Below are 20,551 nucleotides of genomic sequence, written 5' to 3' on the forward strand. Positions count from 1 at the left end.
TGACAATATACAACCAAACCCAACTATAAATATACTGAGTTTTTTATTTTATCTTATTTTATTATACATAATATAAAACTCTAGGAAATCATGGACATAAATATATATCATTATAATTCCACAAATAAATTAAATTTTTTTAAAAAAATAATTCAATTTTTTTGATGATGTTACAAAACCGAAATAAAGTTCAAAATTTTTAGAAAACATTATTTTTTAAAGCCATATTATTTATATATCTAACATTATTTATCACAGGATAAAAAATAATGCACTGCGGATTTACAAATAGATAATAAAAAAATAACAGCAATCTCATATACTCAAAATCGACTCATTAAATTACGGTGCGTTATTATTTTTAGGGAAATTAGTTAGTCACTTGCTAAAAATGTAATGACACAATTGATAATTGTGCAGGAAATTAGTAATGATCCAATAAAAATATTTATCAATAGCCAAAGTAGGTACGTTGAAGCAGGTGATATTCGGCATGACGCGATCAAATTTCTCAAACCCAGGGTCATGATGATTGGTAATCAATCCCTTGATAAGGTCACAAAAGATACTGTTCGGAATGACTGGATGAAACCAGAAGAAGCCCGTGATTACGGTATTGCTGGACAGATCACTCATCGTTGGGATAAATTGCATGGATATTGATGAAATTATGAGTCTTATTAGCTAATAACATCGGCGGTATTATCCAAATACTGACAATAACCGCCTGCTTTATTAGCGTTTATGAAGGTATTTCAGGTATTTTCAGTTTTGTCTAATGTCCATACAAAATCCTGCTCTACGACAGGTGAAAATCCCAGTTTCTGATAAAGCCAACCTGCATTAGAAGTCACCAACATCACATGTTTTACATGGGGAATAATCAGATGCTGTAAAACACATTCGACCAACCAACGTCCTAGCCCTTTCTTCTGATAGTCATCGATAATAAATACATCTGAAATATATGAAAACATTGAAATGTGAATAAATCCACCATAAAAAGGAATAAAAAAAGCCATGCTATAACATGGCTTATCAAAATGAGGGAAATATTAATTAACGGATGAATCTTCTTTCTGTAATAGTGTCCGGTATATCAACCCACCGATAGCACCACCAATTAATGGAACCAACCAAAATACCCAAAGCTGCTCCAGAGCCCAGGTTCCCTGAAAAAGGGCAACCGCAGTACTTCTTGCCGGGTTAACCGATGTATTTGTTACTGGAATACTGATTAAGTGAATAAGTGTCAATGCTAAGCCGATAGCCAATGGTGCAAAACCTGCTGGTGCATTTTTATCTGTTGCTCCAAGAATGACAATCAAGAAGAATCCGGTTAATACTAATTCAATAATAATTGCAGCTCGTAATGAAAAACCATCAGGAGAATGTTCACCATAGCCATTAGATGCAAAACCACTTGCCGTTGCATCAAAACCACTTTTACCGCTGGCGACAAGGTACAGTACCGCGGCTGCCGCAATTCCTCCAATCACCTGAGCAATAATATAAGGAATAACCTCTTTAGCTGATATACGTCCGCCAGCGAACAATCCCAATGTTACTGCCGGATTAAAATGCCCTCCTGAAATATGCCCTACCGCATAGGCCATCGTTACCACAGTTAAACCAAAAGCCAGAGATACTCCCACAAAACCAATCCCCAGCTGTGGAAATGCCGCAGCTAAAACAGCACTACCACATCCACCAAACACTAACCAAAAAGTACCTAAAAACTCTGCCGATAACTTTTTAAACATTCGACGATTCCTCAATGATATTTGCATGAATGCAAAAGAATCCAAAAACAGTTTAGTTAGTGTTTTTAATTATGGGCAAGGAATCACAGACAGAAAAATAAAGAAAAAACCAATATAAATTGGTTTATTACAGATCGCTTTATTGTTAACTTAATAATAAGCAACGAAGAAATGCATTTTTAAACAACCTGAGTTTAATATAACAACCCAGGTTGTTTATTTATTTAATCAATAACTTATTTAATGACTGCTTTATTTACCTCATCCGAGGCTTGCCAAATACGATATTTAACTGTCAACGATTTTGGCGTATATACTACGATAGGTAATTTACTGTTATAACGGACAAAAGCATCTTTACCTAACTGAACCTGAACAAAACGTACTGTTTTTTCTTGATTTGGACAAGCCATTTTTGTTGAAGCGGGACCAGTCACATTATTTAGCACATAGTAGTCATATCCCCACCCTTCCAGCGTTTTAGTCTCCAACTTACCGCCAAACCAGTGATGATTACAATCCACTTTCATATCCTTGCCAATCACTAATTCAACCATGTAGTTGTTTTCATGTTCTTTCTGAGGCAATTCAATCACACTACGAGCCATTTTCTCAGAAGGCGCAGGATAAGGGGCGATATCTTCAAGTTTTTTGTCGGCAAAAACCGAAGTTGATACCATCAATGCAGCTAAAGGGAATAGATACTTTTTCATATATCACCTCTGAATATGTTTAAAAAGGAGACTAGATAATAACAACAAAAAGACAGGGGTAAATTATGTTTTTTGGCAATGCTCTGATTCTTAAAGGCATTAGATAAGGGAGAATCTATTCACTCATAACCAATATCAAATTTTATTTATCATCAACAGACTAACAGGTTCTACCAGTTCTTTTTTATGTGATATTTCTCAAATCTGATATTAAAATGACCTGCTACACTCACTGAGTGTGGTAGTGAATTTCGTATAGGAGGTCTTATGTTTCCAGAATATCGTGATTTAGTATCCAACCTGAAAGAATCTCATCCCCGCTTCCAATCCCTGTTTGAAAAACATAACCGACTTGACCACGAGATAATCCAACTTGAAGGCCCAAATGGTGCGGGTTACAACGATAAAGTTGTGCGCCTGAAAAAAGAAAAACTACACATCAAAGATGAAATGCAAAGGATTTTGCAGGAGCAATATCAGAACCAGAAGTAAATCAGCCAAATGGTTTTGACGCCTACTTTGTTGACGAGTGGGCGTCACAAGAAGTTCTCGAATAGAGAACTCCATTCAACCCAACATCCAAAAAAAGCCACCATAACGGTGGCAAAAAATTGGAGCAATAATTTTCTCGTTATTTATTGTACAGCAGCCGCTTTCTGGCGAGGTTGTCTCTTGGTTTTTGCCCTTGGATGTGGCGTCACGTTTTGGACTTCACCTGGCTTAGAAATGAAACGGACAAAGGTTTCATGGCTGACGAACGTTGCTCCGCAATTGATATTCTGACATTGGTTATAGCGCTCCTTTGTTTGGCTTGAATGCTCAAAGCTGCTACGAGTATGCGCTGATTGACCACACAGAGGACACTTAATCATATTGTTCACCTTTCTGAAATCGTTATCTTGAAATAACTGTCTTGAAATAACCTCATCTCGTCTGGTGAACAATATACCAAAGATCTCATATTGAGATCAAGCCCTCATTTCAAATTAGTCGATTTTTATTTCGAGATCTAATGATGTCGTAAAACCACTGTTATTGAGTGTGTGAGTGACTTTGACCAAGGTCCAATCAGTTTCATCAATTTCTGGTTTAAATCCCTCTAACTGGATGGGCGTTTCAGGATAAATATCAGCACGCCCCAAGGCTAATGTGATAGAGAACTGCGCAGCTCCTCGTTGCATTTTTTTCCACACGGCGATAGCGGCACGCTCTGCACTTTCTTTGTTAGAATAAATACGCGAAAGCGTCAGAACATTCTCCTGAGTCCCCACCAAATAGCTTGCCGATTCTTGCTGTTCCGTAGTTGTTTGATGATGTTCAACCGTTGATTCACGCTGTTCTTCATACGATAAGCTGGCTTCAATATCGAGATCTGCTTCTATCTCGATTCTGCCATTACCTTTATTTTTGTTTTTATTCCCCTTTTTAATATAAGTCGGTTTTCCACGACCTTTAGTTTTTGGGTTTTTCTTCGCCAAATTAACTTTGCCAGGTGCAGATGGTTTAGCTTTAAGATCTTTTTCCTTTTTAGAGGATTGTGGTTGTTTTTTCCCAGAAGAAGCATCCTCTTTTTTAGTGGTTTTTTGGTTTGTTTGAGAAGAATTATTGTCCGATGATTGGCTACTACCACTTTCATATTCAACGACAAGTTCAACTTTTCCTTCCTCTGATGCCATTCGCTTCAATTTAACTGTCTGTTTAGTTGCTGTACGTGTGTCCATCCATTGAGCAACAACACCAGTATAGGCCTCACGATCGGAAAGAGAGAATCTGTGATTATCCCCTGACTTACGCGTAATCAGCACAGGCGAAATATGCTTACCATTCACCGTTTTATTCTGCCCCTGCTGAACAAACAATAATTCGCCATTTTTGACTGAAGCGATTGCGCCTTCTTGTTTTGCCAGTCGGGTCAAAAAGCTGACGTCAGATTCGTTTGTTTGATCGATATGCATAGCGATATTTTCTAACTCTGAGCTTATCTTAAACGCCAATTTATTTCTGGCAGCGATGGTACTGACAATGCTGCCTAAAGTGCATTTATGGTAAGACGCCTCCCGTTTCACATTCAGATCACCACGAAAATCTGCACTGCGGGCACGAATGGTCAATCGATCTGGTGCACCGACATGTTCAATTTCATCAACAACAAATTTTCCTTTCGGCGTTAAGGAGTGGCCATGCCACCCCAGTTCTAATGTAAGAATATTGCCACGACGGGGCATCACCAGCATGCCATCCGCATCATCCAACTCAATATCGAGCTGGTCTGATTCCAGACCACGATTATCCGTCAATGTTAATGACATCAGGCGTGATTGGATCTTCCCACTGATATCCTTATTGTTGATTTCCAGACGAAAAGCGGGTTTACTGACTTTTCCAGTGACCAAATCAAATTGGGGAACCCAATTCGTGTCGGGTATCCACTTTTCAAAATCGCTCATGAGAACACCCCCCTGACTTTACCGACAACATTGTCTTTGATATCAGAAAGCTGATCCTGCAAGTCCCCCAACATTTCGAACAAATTATTATCAACCCGTCGCAAAGTCAGCGTGAAACTGATTTTTCTGGCTGCACCGCCTGACATAAATTCTGTTTTAGTCTCATCAATGCTTTCGATAACGAACATACCGTAAATGGCACCACTGCCATCAATAAAAGACCATGCCTTGCCACTATCTGCCATCAATTTCAACGCAGTTAATGAAAGTGAACCACCTGTCAATTCAGGGTAAAGCTCCCCTGATAGCGTGATCGTATCATTGTCTGAACCGACAAACTGCCAGGCAGGCCGCGCTCCCACGCGGCTGTTGAAGGCATGTCGCCAACTCTGTTTATATTGAAAAGTCTGATAGGGCGTTGTTTTCAGCCTAAAAACAAACAAACCAAGTGCAGCCATCATGAGAAATCTTCTCCTCTGTCTGAAAGTGAGCTACGCATACGAGCTTGGTGCATACGTTCTCTTTGTTCCAATTCCTGCCTGACCACACGGGCAATATCCTGCGCGGATTGTCCCTGGGCGCCATAGACATAGATGTTATATTGCGGTGCTGCGCCACCGTATTGCTGTGGCTGGCTCCGCTCTCGTTTCGCCTGCACTTCCTCATAAGCGTGGGCAGGTAAACTCTGCGCGTGTAATGGTGCATCCTGCGCCGCAACCGGCAGTGACATTGAGCTAAGGGCAAGACTCAAAGCAGCGAATTTCGCGGTATTTTTCCGGCTGGTAACATTAGCTGGGCCATTGATAATTTCAGGGCCATATTCTCCTACAAGGCCTTGTTTTCCAGCAGGAATAAATCCTCCTTTATCATGTGGGGTAATTTGTATTGCCTGCTGAGATGTGTCGCTCTTGGTAATTTCCTTTGATGTTTTTACGGCAACTTCCTTTTTATCATCACCAGACCACCACGATTTAAACCAATCAGTAATAGAGGCGAATTTACTTTTCAGGTTCTCCCATTTTTCTTGAATACCAATTAGCAAACTATCGATCATTTCTGAGCCTGCCGTTTTTAATTTTTCAGGAATAGCCTGAATATCAGCAACAATTTCATTCCATCTATCTGAAATTGATTTTTTAACGCTCTCCCAAATTTCTAAGGTATTCTGTTTAACGGATTCCCAAACTTCACCTATTTTAGCTTTAACGGATTCCCAAGCTTCTGAGGTGCTTTGTTTAATCGTGTCCCAATTTTGGTAAATAAGGCCGATTAATCCCCCATTCATGAAATAACTTTTAATACCTTCCCAGGCAGCACTGACTCGGTCTTTAATTCCCTGCCATGCATTGCTACAAACATTTTTGATGTTTTCCCACAAAGCAGTGAATTTAGATCCTAATGTTTCCCAATTCTGCCAAATATAGATAGCAGCCATTGCGATAACACTAATAATGGCAAGAATGGGGTTCGCCATCATAGCTCGGCCAATAAACAGTATTGCACGACCCAGTATACTGAAAGCATTACCTAAAAAGCCTAAACCTTTCGCACCAATACTTCCCAGCATTCTTATACTATTGCCCAAAAAGCCAAATACTTGTTGTCCAATACTTCCTAGTCTTCCTATATTTTTTCTTAATCCTACAAAAATACCGTTTTTGTTACCGCTATTGAATAGTGTATTTAATGAATTCCTGAGAAAACCAAAAACTTTCCCTCCAATACTACCCAATATATTGAGGCTACTTCCCAAGTAATTAAATACTCTTACACCTAATTGGCCAAATATACTTAAGCTAATTCTCAGAGAGCCAAAAACTCGTATCCCCAACTGAGAAAAAATATTCAAACTAATTTGCAATGAACCAAATATTCGGACGCCTAACTGCCCAAAGATATTCAGACTAATACGCAACGAACCAAATATTCGGACACCTAATTGCCCAAAGATATTCAGGCCAATACGCAACGAACCAAATATTCGGACGCCTAACTGCCCAAAGATATTCAGGCCAATACGCAATGAGCCAAAGATCCGGACACCTAATTGCCCAAAGATATTCAGGCCAATACGCAACGAACCAAATATTCGGACGCCTAACTGCCCAAAGATATTCAGGCCAATACGCAACGAACCAAATATTCGGACGCCTAACTGCCCAAAGATATTCAATCCTATGCGCAACGAACCAAATATTCGGACGCCTAACTGCCCAAAGATATTCAGGCCAATACGCAACGAACCAAATATTCGGACGCCTAACTGCCCAAAGATATTCAATCCTATGCGCAACGAACCAAATATTCGGACGCCTAACTGCCCAAAGATATTCAGGCCAATACGCAACGAACCAAAGATCCGGACGCCTAACTGCCCAAAGATATTCAATCCTATGCGCAACGAACCCAAGATTCGGATACCCAACTGCCCAAAGATATTCAGGCCAATACGCAATGAGCCAAAGATCCGGACACCTAATTGCCCAAAGATATTCAGGCCAATACGCAACGAACCAAATATTCGGACGCCTAACTGCCCAAAGATATTCAGGCCAATACGCAACGAACCAAATATTCGGACGCCTAACTGCCCAAAGATATTCAGGCCAATACGCAACGAACCAAATATTCGGACGCCTAACTGCCCAAAGATATTCAGGCCAATACGCAACGAACCAAATATTCGGACGCCTAACTGCCCAAAGATATTCAGGCCAATACGCAATGAGCCAAAGATCCGGACGCCTAACTGCCCAAAGATATTCAGGCTAATACGCAACGAACCCAATATTCGGATACCCAACTGCCCAAAGATATTCAGGCCAATACGCAATGAGCCAAAGACCCGGACACCTAATTGCCCAAAGATATTCAGACTAATACGCAACGAACCAAATATTCGGATGCCTAACTGCCCAAAGATATTCAGGCCAATACGCAATGAACCAAATATTCGGACGCCTAACTGCCCAAAGATATTCAGGCCAATACGCAATGAACCAAATATTCGGACGCCTAACTGCCCAAAGATATTCAGGCCAATACGCAATGAACCAAATATTCGGACGCCTAACTGCCCAAAGATATTCAGGCCAATACGCAACGAACCAAATATTCGGACGCCTAACTGCCCAAAGATATTCAGGCCAATACGCAATGAGCCAAAGATCCGGACGCCTAACTGCCCAAAGATATTCAGGCCAATACGCAACGAACCAAATATTCGGACGCCTAACTGCCCAAAGATATTCAGGCCAATACGCAACGAACCAAATATTCTAATTCCTATCTTTCCAAAAATATTTAGCCGAACTTTCAATGTTCCAAAAATCTGAATAGACAAAATACCAAAGATACGGAAACTAACTCTCAGAGAATCAAAAACTCTTATACCAACACTGCCAAAAATTTTTATAGAATTAATCAGAATTTGAAACGATGCCTTCACTGAATTAGTGGGAAATTTCAAAACTTTTTTAATTTTTTTCAGCGTACCAAATAGAATTGTTATCTTTGGATTAATATTAATAATCAACTTATCTAGCAATGTAAAATTGTTAGTTATATTTCCAGACACACCGAGGTTAAACTCATTTTTCTTACTGTATGAATTTTCTTGTCTAATATTCTGCGTAGTTTGAATAATATTGGCTGATTGGCTAGCGGCGCTGACTTGTACTACTTCAGTGGAGTTTTTCCGCGCAGAGAAAGATTGTTTAATGGTTTGATTATAGGCCTTAAGATCGGCGCGCATACGCGCAGTTTCCTGCGCATAACTTACAATGGGTTTTAATCCTTCAACAGTCTTATTAAGTTTTTTAAACTGGTTATAAATTTTATCAACTGAACTTACCAGTTTTTTCTGATGCTGTTGAAAAGATTTAAAGGAACTGGTCAGCTTACCAACAGTACTCAGTACCTTGTTAAGCTGTGACTGTATATTACTCATTTTCTGCACCACTTCTTAAAATGGCCCGATGTCGCCAGTCCAATAATTCCGGCAGTGACATTGCGTCTGTGTCTGCCGGAGTCCAGTGAAAAACGGTGGCAATATCTGCCACCAATTCATCAACGGTTAATCGTTCTGGGAATCGGACTTGACCGACTTCGGCAACAAAAAATTGACCACCTCCACACTGAGATTAATCAGATCACCAGGTGACATCATCATCAGGTCATTTTTGGTCAATGCAGGGGTGGTAACACGCGGCAGGACAAGCAGCATAGAATCCACATCCATTTCCAGCAGTGCCTGTAAACGTGCACCGCGCAACGCACCGCTGTTAGGTTTGCGTACCATCACTTCCATGATTTCGCCGTTGCCTCGCGCCAGTGGTGCTTCCAATTCAATGGTGCGCAGATCGTCATTTTGAGTATTCAGTGTTTCTGTCATGGTTCAACCTTGTTTATCCGATTAAAGACCTGTCTCAACAGGCACGATTAATACACTGATGAGACAGGGAATAAGTTTTAAAAAAGTTAATTGCTAAAAGAAGCGATTAAAAAAGACCGATAGCGCGGCGATGCTGCTCCAGACGATCTTCCCCACCTACTTTTTCAACCATGTTGATGGTGTCGATTTCAATCAGTTCTTCACCATTCCATGTCAGTTTGAAATAAGTATTTTTGGCAGTGATTTTGGTCTGGGTGTTATCCCCTTGTTTATAAGTGCCGTGATCAAACTCCTGGAAGCGACCACGCATCACAACTTCGACTGCAACCACTTCACCGTTATCTTCACTCTCAAAAGAGCCGGCAAAGCGCAGCATGACACCGTCTGCTTTCGCGATACCCCACTGTTTGTACAGTTGAGCTTCAACGCCACCCAGAGTGAATTCAGCATCCAGTGCGCCTTCATCCAGGCCTAAATCCACCATTGCGCTGCCATTCATGCCAGCACCGCGATAGGCTTCCAGCTTGCGGCTTAACTTAGGAAGAGTCAGTTCTTCCACGATCCCCTGATAGTTGTTGCCATCATTGAACAAGTTCAGGTATTTAAGTTTGCGAGGTAATGCCATCAGTTAGCCCCTTATTTATTGATACTTTTCGCGAAATCCATCAGGTAACTATCTGTAATGCGCTGGCGTAACATCATGTTTTCCAGTGGTGGTACAGGTGTATAGTCATAGTCGATGGTCAATTTGCCGGCTTTCAAGGTGTCTTTATCGTTGATTTTGTCGTCATACCAGCAACGACCGTCAATGATGTAGCCACCGGCTCTCAGCTCGCGGAACTTGGCATTGATACCTTCAATAATGTCGCGTACCAGTGATGGAGTCAGCGGTTTATCGATAGCCCACATGTGTGCTTCAGCCATAGTGTCAGCCAGAACCTGAGCGGTGCGGGTGTAGCTTTCGAATTGAAACAGTGGATCATCAGCACAAGTGCGGGAACCCCAGAAACGGAAGCCGTTTTTGCGGATCAACGTGGTGATGCCACTTTTGTTCAGCAGATCAGCGTCAGTCGCGGTATCTTGCAGATCCCAGAACACATCAGCAGACAGACCGGTTACACCGTTGACACCAACGTTGGACAGGGTTTTATGCCATCCGGTTTCTTCATCGATTTTAGCGCGCAAACCCAGCGCACGAGCGGTTGCGAAAGCAGTCGCTTCGCTGCTGGTAACCGTGTCCCAGCTCAGGAAATCTGGCCAAATCAGCATCAGTTCACGCTGATTGAAATTGTCGCGATACCTGATCACTTCTGAGATATTTTTGCAGCCATAAGCGCTGACATAAGCCATTGCTTTTAGTTTCTGCGCAACAGAAACCAGTGCAGTAACAACCGGTAGTGAATCCAGACCCGGAACACCCAGAATGCGAGGTTTAACACCGAGTTGGCTTGGTGCCGCTAACAGCGCCTGCATACCAGTTTTCTTACCAGCCTCAGTAACACCACCGATGATGTTAGTAACGGTATCTTTTTCAGATTCGCCCTCTTCCACACGAACCACCACAGTCACAGGCATAGCCTGAGCAGCGATAGCTTTCAGTGAAGCGGACAAAGTACCTTTTTTCCCAGCCTTACCACTGGCGCTCATAACGTCAGTAATCAGGACTGGAGTGTTTAATGGAAATGTTTTTTCGTCTGCGTCAGGTGCAGTACAAACCATACCTACGATAGCGGTGCTAACGGTAGTGATGGTACGAGTACCTTCGTTAATTTCCTGTACACGGACGCCGTGATGATAGTCTTGTGCCATATTAGCGTTCTCTCCTGTTAAGGTGTGCTGATATATTGGCGGATTAGACGGGGGAAATCATTCGATTGGCGGTGTGTGGGGGATGGTACAAATGTGGATTTATGTTTTCCTTTATAATCAATCTCTTGAATTTGTTTTTAATTGATTTTTGGTTAGGTTGGGGAAATTAGGTAGTTTGGTTAGAGTGAACCCACCCTGGTTAAATAACAAGCTATAGCTGGTTATTTATTGGTCTTTATTTGGGTTAAAATTTATCCTTTTCGGTATTATTCAGTGTAATTCTGGCTTTTGGTTATTTTTTGATAGCTTAAAATGGCTTGTTTTTGTCATTGGGTTTTGGTTTTCAGGGTTTAAGGAGTGGGATCCTCGCTTGGATCGCAAGGATCTGTGGATTGTGAAAAACCTCGGTTTGGCGGGAACCGTAGATCTCGCGAAAAATGCCTACCCCAAAACAGGCGGAGTAGTCTACGGAAGTATTGATGCTACGGGATATTTATCAAGTAATGCCGTGTATGAAGCGGGAGGGATCAGGGTTTACAGCGCGAATAATAAACCCACGCCCGATGACATTGGTGCTTACCCTAAAACGGGCGGAACCGTCAATGGTAATGTCGATGCGACTGGCTACGTGTCAGCCGGTAAGGTGTATGAAGCGGGTGGGATTCGAGTTTACAGTCCGAATAATCCACAGACCGAGGCGTTGTTAGAGACGAATGGATGGTATCGGGACACAGTGAACGGGGTCATTATTCAGTGGGGCAGTGGCAAATACCGTGATGGCCAATTTGTTAGATTTCCGCGACCATTTACCCGTGTAGTTGGTGCGGTGACGATCAGTGCTAACGCTAATGATGCTGCTGGTTTTGAAGTAGTACTCAGCTATCCTATCTCACTCAATGAGTTTTTTGTGGGTTGTGCTGTTTCCACAGGAAACGCATTTATTAATACTGTTCCGTTGAATTGTACGTGGATCGCGATTGGATATTGAGGTGAAATATGTACGTTTATAGTGCAAAAAATAACGCATTTTACCCCATTGATTGGCAACAATTGTATATTGATGCGGGGACGTGGCCGGACGACGGGGTTGAGGTGAGTGAGGCTGTTTATCGCAAATTCATGACACCGCCAGCGGGAAAAATGTGTATAGCGGGGGATGACGGATTGCCCGCATGGGTGGATATCCCACCGCCAACACCCGAACAGTTGCAGCAACAAGCAGAACAGGAAAAACGCTACTTGCTCAATATAGCCAAAGAGAAAATTGATATCTGGCAGGACGCGGTTGACCTCGACATGGCAACTAAGGAAGAGAAGACCGCACTCCTCGCATGGAAAAAATACCGTGTCCTGCTCAACCGAGTAGACTGTTCGACAGTACCCAACATTGACTGGCCTAAAGCGCCAGAATAACAATCAGGGGCAGCGCGCCCCTGTGACATCCCCGAAGGCACCCGCTTAGATATCCGTGTCCAGATGCCGGCAGATTCGGTGTGGAATGTGAGGCAGAAGGTGGTAGAGGTTGTCACTGATAGTGATCAGGCTGAATAGATGGAATAAGGGAATAATTAACCCGCCGAAAATTGCGGGTTAAGATAATTAATTGGTTAATTGTTATCTATGAAATTTAGTTTTACTAAATTTATAATCAGGTAGCAAGCGCCTAACATATGGTAACATCAAGTATCGTAATTCTTCTGGGGGTTTGTAGTGCCCACTAGCATTTGACCACATTAATAGTTCGCCTCGATGAAACGATAAGATTCCTGCAAAACGAACAAGCTTTCTGTAGCTTATGGAGGTGTGCCCGTCAACTGCATCATGCCAATGATAATTAGCATCTCGGGCACTTTTTGCACAGCATATGGTGTATGGATCATCAGCAGAAATAATAAATATATATCTACCATCGGCAAGCTTTGCATTTTTAGTAATATAATTTATTAAAAAATATTGTTCAGTTTTCTCTAGAGAGTAAAGTGCTTCAGGTTTAGCCGGACGTTGTAACTCTTTATTTTTTTGTACAGAAAGTAATTTTTCTGAATTTGTCATGCTGTGTTTATTTGATAGAAAGATCTCAATGAGCTCTTTCAATGTCATTTCATCATCTTCATCACTATCATTCATAAAGAACCCTATCAGTAACAGAGAAACATAACAACGGACACATAAATATTCATATTTTATGCTGGCTATATAACACCGCATAGATATAGTTTACATGCATTACTTATATCATAGATAAACAGATTAGTACGCTATAACTCCCACCCCGCCTGATATCACTTAATTCTCTCCGTTGGATAACATTAGTTAAATCAATCAATTATCTAAATAGGATAATTCTCCTCTTTTAACTCATTGATTCTTCCATTCATCCTCACTTTGGCTCAATCATTAGGGAAGTCCTACGTGCTGGACAAAATAGGCGGGATGTATTTGGTTAAGATATAATATGAGGTATGAAAAGAGAGACTCTTTTGGAATTGTGTACATATCAGTGTACTTTTAATGTGATGAAGTGTTATTTTTTTATTTATTTATCATATTTTTATTTTGTTTGTCTGTTATATCCATTTAACTAAGGGGGCAGCGCGAAACGCAGTATACCTGTTTTTCTTGTCAGAGATAAGGCATAGCGAACTGTTTGCCTAGATAATCACCACTCTTTTTGGTTACCATTAATGAAAGATTGGCAGTATATTTTACATATTGGGTGCAATAGCTGATATACAGCGCGATAATTGATATCTAAAAATAATTATATGGAGAACAATATGAAGTATCGTCTGAGCGGGGTTGCTCTTACAGCCGTCTTACTTGTGGGATGTGCCAGTTCATCGAATACGATGGAACAGGGGCGTTCTGATCCGCTGGAAGGGTTTAACCGCACTATGTTCAACTTTAATTATGATGTTCTCGACCCGTATGTACTGCGTCCGGTTGCTGTAGCCTGGCGTAATTATGTGCCGATGCCAGCGCGCAATGGTATTGGCAATTTTATGAGTAATCTTGAAGAACCAGCCAGCATGGTGAACAGTTTTTTGCGTGGTGATGTCCATGAAGGTGCAAAACACTTTAACCGTTTCTTTTTGAATACCTTGTTGGGAATGGGGGGACTTATTGATGTTGCTTCCATGGCGAATCCCAAACTGACAAAAGAAGATCCAATGCGTTTTGGTAGCACATTAGGGTACTATAACGTGGGGTATGGCCCATATGTTGTTCTGCCCGGTTACGGTAGTTTTACATTGCGTGATGAAGGCGGTAACTTTGCGGATATGACTTATCCCGTATTGAGTTATCTTACGGGTTGGATGTCGGTAGGCAAGTGGGTTTTTCAGGGTATAGAAACCCGCGCTCGCTTGCTGGACTCTGACGGCCTGTTAAAGAACTCTTCAGATCCTTATTTGATGATGCGTGACGCTTACTTCCAACGTCACGATTTTATGGCCAATGGTGGCAAATTGGAGCCGGAAAAAAATCCTAATGCGGCAAGTATTCAAGATGAATTGGATTCTATAGATTAGTTCATACTAATAATCAAAAAAGGATAGCGCTTGCTATCCTTTTTTGGGATTACGGTATGTAGTTAGAACGTATAGTTAAAGTTTATACCATACAACCATGCGGTTCCTTTGGAATCGAATTCATATGGTGCAGAGGCACCTAATTTCTGAACGTCTTCTGGTACTTCTTCACTAATATGTACTTTTTTGCCACGCATATAGGAAACACCGACATCCACAGAAGCATCTTTGTTGAATGCATAAGTGGTTCCTAAGCTAAACCAGAAGCGATCTTGATCCGGAATGGAAATAGAACGATTTTTGGCTGGTACAGGACTTTCATCAAAGGCGATACCGCCACGGAATGTCCAGTTATCGTCATGGTAGTAAGTTGTACCTAGTGAGATACGGTAAGCATCGCGGAAACCTTCGTGTTTCTCAAATGCAACATTACCCGTGTCATTCCTTATTGCTTTTAATTCCTTGAATTCGCTCCAGCCAGTGTATAGCAGGCTATAGTGAATTGCCCACTGTGGCGCTACACGGTTATAACCTGATAACTCCCACATATCTGGTAAGTTCAGATCCAGCTTGCCTTTGACTATATTGCCGTTAGTTCCATTATCAAAGGCGCCTGGTATACGTGGCAAATCGTTGCTGTAATCTCCGCTTTTAAACTTAACTTTGACTTTTGAACGGTAAGTTAGGCTATAGCGGTTATTTTCGTCATACTGATATAGGAATCCTGCATTCCAGCCGTAGCCCCAATCTTTACCTTCCAATCTGGCAGCTTCAGCACTATCTGGGATTGAAAGATGTGCAAGGACTGGATCATCAATGACCTGTCCTTTCCTATTTAGCATCTTAGTAGCCATTGGGCCAAATTCTCCCATATGACGGACGATTTTGGCATCGGCATAAACAGCGTTGACACCTAAGCCAAAGCTAAACTGGTCATTAAGTTTGTACGCACCGCTTAGGTTTAGATTCATGGTCTTGAGTTCGGTTTTACCGCCTAGCAGGCCAGCAGAATAGTTGTTGCTGAAGTTGGTAGACAAGCCGAAGTTAGAAGTTGCAGATACGCCAACAAACCATTGATCATTGATCGGTGTAATAAAATGCAGGTTTGGGATCCATGCATGTGGTGCGATGTTTTTAGCATCTGTACTATTTTTTGGAGGATAAGGTGACTTCCCAGTAATATCAACATCTGGGTTAACATACACTAAACCACCAGAAAACGATGGGCGATCAAATAAGGTCATGGCCGCAGGGTTACGACTTCCTACGGAAGCGTTATCTGCAACGGCACCTGCCCCAGAAAATGCACGGCCTAGTCCTGATGATGAATATTCATTCAATTGAAAACCAGCAGCACTAGCGTTGGATGAGAGGATTGCAACCGCCACTGCTAACGCTGAACGTGTAAATAGGTTTTTCTGGTCCATAACCAAAACCTCATTGTCTAATTATTATTAACATGCCACTCAAGTAGCTGAGAGCGCGGGATTGTAGAGTCGATTTGTCGCAATGACAACAATGACAAATCAGACCAGTGCACGAAGTATAGGCTTGATAGTAGAATATGTTGCAAGAATGTTTTCTAAATATAACTAAAATGATTCTTAAATTGGGACTTGCTTAACAAAAAATAGACAACTTCCGTTAATGAAGTGTAAATGGATTTTCATTGGCGTGGTCAGATCAATAAATCGTGAGATAAATGGCTTCAAACAGCGTAAATGCTGGTTGTCGGTCGTTAAGAGAACGTAGAATTATCAGCAAGTTTTTTAGCCGGAGAGAAATTAAATGTTTGATGTTATTAACCGCTGTAATGCCGAAGAAACGGCTGCTTGCTGCTGTGTTGATGTGGGAACCGTTATTGATAATGAAGATTGCACCGCTTCTTACCAATGTGTTTTTGTGAGTGAACAAGAAGCCGAAGTTATGGTTAATACGTTGATCAAAAAGGCTAAATCAGTGGAATCTGATCCATGTATTATACGTCACAGTATCGAAGCAGTTGACGGTGGAATGCAACTATCTGTGGATTTTACCTTTAGTTGTCAAGCTGAAGCCCTCATTTTTCAGTTGGGCTTGCGTTAATTCACTCTGAACGACGGTTTTCTCATTGTTTTGTCATGCCAAACAGTGAGAAAATCGCGAGTAATATATTGTAAATTATTGTCTTTTCTTTGTATTCCTGCCACTTATTCTTCATTTAAGTTGTATAAATTATAAATAGTTTAAAGTTGAGTTTGTTCTCATTTTTAGTTTATACCTGTTTGCTATTTTCCAACATTGCGTTAACAATGCTCATCAGGTCTGACCTCTTATGGGGTGAGTAAATATTTTTAATCAATCAATTGATTTAGTTAAAATAATTAGGAGTAGCTATGGGTCGTTCTTCAACAAAAGTAATACTGCAAAAGGAACGGGTCGCTATTGTCAGCGGGTTGCGTATTCCTTTCGCGAAACAGGCAACTTTCTACCACGGTATTCCGGCTGTTGACTTGGGAAAGGCTGTTGTAAACGAACTGGTCATCAGGAGTGGTTTGTCGCCTGAGAAGATCGACCAATTGGTTTTTGGACAGGTGGTTCAAATGCCGGAAGCACCAAATATTGCAAGGGAAATTGTTTTAGGGGCGGGCTTAAGTGTGAATACTGATGCCTATAGTGTTTCCCGCGCCTGTGCAACGAGTTTTCAGGCAATTGCAAACGTGGCTGAAAGTATTATGGCCGGAGTAGTCAATATAGGGATCGCTGGAGGTGCGGATTCCTCATCCGTTTTGCCCATCGGAGTGACTAAGTCATTGGCGCGCACGTTAGTTGACATGAACAAAGCCAAAAATCTTTCCCAACGATTAAAATTACTCAGTCGATTGAAATTGCGTGATTTATTGCCTGTATCCCCTGCTGTTGCTGAATATTCCACGGGATTGAGAATGGGGGACACCGCTGAGCAGATGGCAAAAACTTATCATATCAGTCGCGAAGATCAGGATGCATTTGCGCATCGCTCTCATGTATTGGCCGCCAAAGCCTGGGAGCAAGGGCTTTTGCAAGAGGAAATTACATCAGCATATTTCCCACCATACAGTAAAACATTGGCGGAAGATAACAATATCAGAAAAAACTCAACCTTAGCTTCGTATGCCAAATTGCGTCCGGCCTTTGATCGTAAATATGGTTCAGTCACAGCGGCAAACAGCACACCACTGACGGATGGTGCAGCAGCAGTGATGTTAATGCGTGAATCCGTTGCCAAAGAACTCGGTATGGTTCCATTGGGGTATTTACGTAGTTATGCATTTTCTGCCATTGATGTTTGGCAGGACATGTTGCTGGGGCCGTCCTATGCAACTCCGCTGGCATTGGAGCGTGCTGGTATCACTCTGAATGAACTTACGCTTATCGATATGCATGAAGCATTTGCTGCCCAAACACTAACGAATTTAAAAATGTTTGCTAGTGAGAAATTTGCCCGCGAAAAATTGGGGCGTACTCAGGCAATTGGTGAAGTGGATATGGATAAATTCAATGTATTGGGTGGATCAATTGCTTATGGACACCCCTTCGCAGCGACAGGAGCCAGAATGGTTACCCAGACGTTGAATGAATTGCGTCGCCGCGGTGGTGGATTTGGGCTAACGACAGCTTGTGCCGCTGGTGGTTTGGGTGCAGCAATGGTATTGGAGGTAGAATAATGGTTCAGGCTGAAAAAGAAACGGTTATGTCAGCAGCAATGCAACCGGAGCAATCGGTATTCAGTTTTTCTGTCAGGGAAGACAAAGTGGGAATTATCACCATTGATGTACCAGGAGAGAAAGTTAACACACTGAAAGCCGAATTTGTTGAACAGTTCCTGATTGTGTTTGAAAAAGCGCAACAAGTTTCAGGCTTGAAAGGGCTGGTTATTGTATCCGGCAAGCCAGATATCTTTATTGCAGGTGCTGATATTAGCATGATAGCGAATTGTCAAACCCAGGAAGAAGCGACAGCATTGGCTGAAAAAGGGCAAAAACTCTTTGCGCAGATTGCCAATTATCCTTTACCTGTTGTGGCAGCAATTCATGGCGCGTGCTTAGGTGGTGGGCTGGAGTTGGCATTGGCTTGTCATGCGCGTATCTGTTCTTTGGATGAAAAAACACGTCTTGGTTTGCCGGAAGTTCAGCTTGGGTTATTACCAGGTTCAGGCGGAACGCAGAGATTGCCTCGTTTGATTGGTGTCAGTGCTGCTTTGGACATTATATTGACAGGTCGTCAGCTCAAGGCAAAACAGGCGCAACGGTTAGGCGTTGTGGATGAGGCGGTTCCTTTAGATATCTTGCTGGATGTTGCTGTGCAATATGTTAAAAAAGGTATCGTGAAGCGTAAGCCATTGGCATGGCCGCAGCGTATACTGGCAAGTGCATTGGGCAGGCCGTTGTTATTCCAGATGGTTCATAAAAAAACGCGAGAAAAAACTCGTGGTCACTATCCTGCACCAGAGAAAATCATCAATGTGATTTGTGCCGGCTTGGAAAAAGGCTCAGAGAAAGGTTTTCAGCTTGAAGCCAGGGCATTTGGCGAGCTGGCGATGACGCAGGAATCAGAAGCATTGAGGAGCCTGTTTTTTGCTTCTACAACGTTGAAGAATGAAACTGGCTCTTCAGAACCGCCCGCGGAAATCAGACATGTGGGAATTTTGGGAGGAGGCCTGATGGGAGGCGGTATTGCCAATGTGACTGTGACTCGAGGAAATTTGCCTGTTCGCATTAAAGATATTAATGAAAAAGGCATCAATCAGGCACTGAAATATACATGGGACCTTCTTTCTAAGCGGGTAAAACAGCGTCGTTTGAAATCAAGTGAGCGTTCTCGTCAGATGTCTTTATTGACAGGAACGACGGATTACAGTGGGTTTAAGCAAGCTGATATTATAGTTGAAGCGGTATTTGAAGATTTAGTATTGAAACGCAAAATGGTTGCTGAAATTGAAGAGAATACGAAACCCGAAACTATTTTTGCATCTAATACTTCTTCATTACCCATTCATAAGATTGCCGAAGTTGCGACTCGGCCAGAACAGGTGATTGGCCTTCACTATTTCAGTCCGGTAGACAAAATGCCGCTGGTGGAAGTCATTCCACATGAAGGAACGAATGAAAAAACGATTGCAACTGCCGTAGCGTTGGTCAAAAAACAGGGAAAAACAGCGATTGTTGTCGGGGATAAAGCAGGTTTTTATGTGAACCGAATTCTGACCCCTTACATTAATGAGGCGGGTTATTGTGTATTGGAAGGTGAGCCGATTGAACATATTGATAATGCTTTAATGAATTTCGGTTTTCCTATTGGTCCAATCAACCTGCTGGATGAAGTTGGTATAGATGTAGGCACTAAAATTATCCCTGTTTTGGTAGAAGAATTGGGAAGTCGATTTGAGGCGCCAGATATTTTGGATACAATTTTGCAGGATGACCGAAAGGGCAAAAAGAATGGCCGTGGTTTTTATTTGTATGCAAGTAAAAAAAGCGCATTCTGGCCTTTTGGCAAAAAATCCAACAAAGAAGTGGACGCATCGATTTATTCCTTATTAAAGATCAAGCCAGCTATAAAAATGTTGCCTGCTGACATTGCCCAGCGTTGTGTGATGCTGATGCTGAATGAAGCCGTGCGCTGTTTGGATGAGGGAATTATCAGAAGTCCTCGTGATGGTGATATTGGTGCTGTATTTGGCATCGGATTCCCGCCATTCCTGGGAGGGCCATTCCGTTATATTGATAAGCTTGGTAGTGATAAAGTTGTAGAAATTTTACGTCGTCTGGAGGGGCAATATGGCGAAAGGTTTGCTCCCTGTGAACGTTTAGTCCAGATGGCTGAACAGAAAAAGAAATTTCACGCATAACTTGAATTCTATTTTTACAATCAGTCA

21 protein-coding genes and 1 pseudogene are annotated in these 20,551 nt (G+C 41.9%); 9 read left to right on the plus strand and 13 right to left on the minus strand.

Going from position 1 to position 20,551, the window contains the following annotated elements; translation table 11 throughout:
- Positions 1-393: 393 nt before the first annotated feature.
- Together ACE1SE_RS12435 and ACE1SE_RS12440 are read left to right on the plus strand one after the other, a co-directional pair.
- Positions 394-525 (plus strand): annotated as a pseudogene (locus ACE1SE_RS12435) (ATP-dependent Clp protease proteolytic subunit); the annotation flags it as partial.
- A gap of 3 nt (positions 526-528) precedes the next feature.
- Positions 529-663 carry an ATP-dependent Clp protease proteolytic subunit gene (locus tag ACE1SE_RS12440; protein ID WP_374053664.1) on the plus strand — a complete coding sequence of 45 codons (135 nt, stop codon included), beginning with the start codon at positions 529-531 and terminating at the stop codon, positions 661-663.
- 92 nt (positions 664-755) lie between these two features.
- Here the strand turns inward: ACE1SE_RS12440 and ACE1SE_RS12445 are convergent, their stop codons facing one another.
- From ACE1SE_RS12445 to eco, 3 genes are all read right to left on the minus strand, one after another.
- Entirely contained in the window at positions 756-1,022 is a 267-nt protein-coding gene (locus ACE1SE_RS12445) for a GNAT family N-acetyltransferase (RefSeq protein WP_374051164.1), read from the minus strand.
- A 33-nt stretch (positions 1,023-1,055) separates the two neighbouring features.
- Positions 1,056-1,763 carry an aquaporin Z gene (gene aqpZ, locus ACE1SE_RS12450; protein ID WP_374051165.1) on the minus strand — a complete coding sequence of 236 codons (708 nt, stop codon included), beginning with the start codon at positions 1,761-1,763 and terminating at the stop codon, positions 1,056-1,058.
- Positions 1,764-1,999: 236 nt separating this feature from the next.
- Positions 2,000-2,476 (minus strand): serine protease inhibitor ecotin, encoded by a 477-nt coding sequence (gene eco / locus ACE1SE_RS12455; RefSeq protein ID WP_374051166.1) that lies wholly within the window; start codon positions 2,474-2,476, stop codon positions 2,000-2,002.
- Positions 2,477-2,743: 267 nt separating this feature from the next.
- On the opposite strand from eco, the gene ACE1SE_RS12460 reads away from it, so the two are divergent.
- A complete protein-coding gene (locus ACE1SE_RS12460; protein WP_374051167.1) occupies positions 2,744-2,968 on the plus strand; it encodes an HP1242/YdcH family protein in 225 nt (74 codons plus the stop codon).
- Between the two features lie 143 nt (positions 2,969-3,111).
- On the opposite strand, the gene ACE1SE_RS12465 is transcribed toward ACE1SE_RS12460, so the two are convergent.
- The 8 genes from ACE1SE_RS12465 to ACE1SE_RS12500 all read right to left on the minus strand — a co-directional run bounded on the left by ACE1SE_RS12465 (position 3,112) and on the right by ACE1SE_RS12500 (position 11,125).
- Positions 3,112-3,348, minus strand: a complete 237-nt coding sequence (locus ACE1SE_RS12465) for an ogr/Delta-like zinc finger family protein (RefSeq protein ID WP_045973604.1) — start codon at positions 3,346-3,348, stop codon at positions 3,112-3,114.
- Between the two features lie 114 nt (positions 3,349-3,462).
- Complete coding sequence (locus ACE1SE_RS12470; protein ID WP_374051168.1) at positions 3,463-4,923, minus strand: phage late control D family tail protein; 1,461 nt, start codon at positions 4,921-4,923, stop codon at positions 3,463-3,465.
- Positions 4,920-5,384 carry a phage tail protein gene (locus ACE1SE_RS12475; RefSeq protein ID WP_374051169.1) on the minus strand — a complete coding sequence of 155 codons (465 nt, stop codon included), beginning with the start codon at positions 5,382-5,384 and terminating at the stop codon, positions 4,920-4,922. The genes ACE1SE_RS12470 and ACE1SE_RS12475 overlap by 4 nt, the downstream gene beginning before the upstream one ends.
- Positions 5,381-8,872: a phage tail tape measure protein gene (locus ACE1SE_RS12480; RefSeq protein WP_374051170.1), complete on the minus strand. Its 3,492-nt coding sequence runs from the start codon at positions 8,870-8,872 to the stop codon at positions 5,381-5,383. Before ACE1SE_RS12480 ends, ACE1SE_RS12475 begins: the two co-directional genes overlap by 4 nt.
- Positions 8,865-8,984 (minus strand): GpE family phage tail protein, encoded by a 120-nt coding sequence (locus ACE1SE_RS12485; RefSeq protein ID WP_208605066.1) that lies wholly within the window; start codon positions 8,982-8,984, stop codon positions 8,865-8,867. Before ACE1SE_RS12485 ends, ACE1SE_RS12480 begins: the two co-directional genes overlap by 8 nt.
- Before the next feature lie 14 nt (positions 8,985-8,998).
- Positions 8,999-9,316 (minus strand): phage tail assembly protein, encoded by a 318-nt coding sequence (locus ACE1SE_RS12490; RefSeq protein ID WP_374051171.1) that lies wholly within the window; start codon positions 9,314-9,316, stop codon positions 8,999-9,001.
- A gap of 106 nt (positions 9,317-9,422) precedes the next feature.
- Entirely contained in the window at positions 9,423-9,941 is a 519-nt protein-coding gene (locus ACE1SE_RS12495) for a phage major tail tube protein (protein WP_074020972.1), read from the minus strand.
- An 11-nt stretch (positions 9,942-9,952) separates the two neighbouring features.
- Positions 9,953-11,125 (minus strand): phage tail sheath protein, encoded by a 1,173-nt coding sequence (locus ACE1SE_RS12500; protein ID WP_374051172.1) that lies wholly within the window; start codon positions 11,123-11,125, stop codon positions 9,953-9,955.
- 370 nt (positions 11,126-11,495) lie between these two features.
- Here ACE1SE_RS12500 and ACE1SE_RS12505 point away from each other — a divergent pair, with 370 nt between their 5' ends.
- Positions 11,496-12,113, plus strand: coding sequence for a gp53-like domain-containing protein (locus tag ACE1SE_RS12505; protein ID WP_374051173.1), 618 nt, complete (start codon positions 11,496-11,498; stop codon positions 12,111-12,113).
- A gap of 8 nt (positions 12,114-12,121) precedes the next feature.
- Positions 12,122-12,538, plus strand: a complete 417-nt coding sequence (locus tag ACE1SE_RS12510; RefSeq protein WP_374051174.1) for a tail fiber assembly protein — start codon at positions 12,122-12,124, stop codon at positions 12,536-12,538.
- A 201-nt stretch (positions 12,539-12,739) separates the two neighbouring features.
- On the opposite strand, the gene ACE1SE_RS12515 is transcribed toward ACE1SE_RS12510, so the two are convergent.
- Complete coding sequence (locus ACE1SE_RS12515; RefSeq protein ID WP_374051175.1) at positions 12,740-13,252, minus strand: hypothetical protein; 513 nt, start codon at positions 13,250-13,252, stop codon at positions 12,740-12,742.
- Positions 13,253-13,902: 650 nt separating this feature from the next.
- Here ACE1SE_RS12515 and mlaA point away from each other — a divergent pair.
- Positions 13,903-14,655: a phospholipid-binding lipoprotein MlaA gene (mlaA, locus tag ACE1SE_RS12520; protein WP_374051176.1), complete on the plus strand. Its 753-nt coding sequence runs from the start codon at positions 13,903-13,905 to the stop codon at positions 14,653-14,655.
- 62 nt (positions 14,656-14,717) lie between these two features.
- Here mlaA and fadL read toward each other — a convergent pair whose 3' ends face one another.
- A complete protein-coding gene (gene fadL / locus ACE1SE_RS12525) occupies positions 14,718-16,082 on the minus strand; it encodes a long-chain fatty acid transporter FadL (protein WP_374051177.1) in 1,365 nt (454 codons plus the stop codon).
- Between the two features lie 361 nt (positions 16,083-16,443).
- Here fadL and ACE1SE_RS12530 point away from each other — a divergent pair, with 361 nt between their 5' ends.
- The 3 genes from ACE1SE_RS12530 (at position 16,444) to fadJ (ending at position 20,524) form a co-directional block, all read left to right on the plus strand.
- A complete protein-coding gene (locus ACE1SE_RS12530) occupies positions 16,444-16,740 on the plus strand; it encodes a YfcZ/YiiS family protein (RefSeq protein ID WP_374051178.1) in 297 nt (98 codons plus the stop codon).
- A gap of 290 nt (positions 16,741-17,030) precedes the next feature.
- A complete protein-coding gene (fadI, locus tag ACE1SE_RS12535; protein WP_374051179.1) occupies positions 17,031-18,341 on the plus strand; it encodes an acetyl-CoA C-acyltransferase FadI in 1,311 nt (436 codons plus the stop codon).
- Positions 18,341-20,524, plus strand: coding sequence for a fatty acid oxidation complex subunit alpha FadJ (fadJ, locus tag ACE1SE_RS12540; RefSeq protein WP_374051180.1), 2,184 nt, complete (start codon positions 18,341-18,343; stop codon positions 20,522-20,524). Before fadI ends, fadJ begins: the two co-directional genes overlap by 1 nt.
- The last annotated feature ends 27 nt before the right edge of the window (positions 20,525-20,551 follow it).

Origin of the sequence: Xenorhabdus taiwanensis (assembly GCF_036512875.1) — a bacterium.
Lineage (GTDB): Bacteria > Pseudomonadota > Gammaproteobacteria > Enterobacterales > Enterobacteriaceae > Xenorhabdus > Xenorhabdus taiwanensis.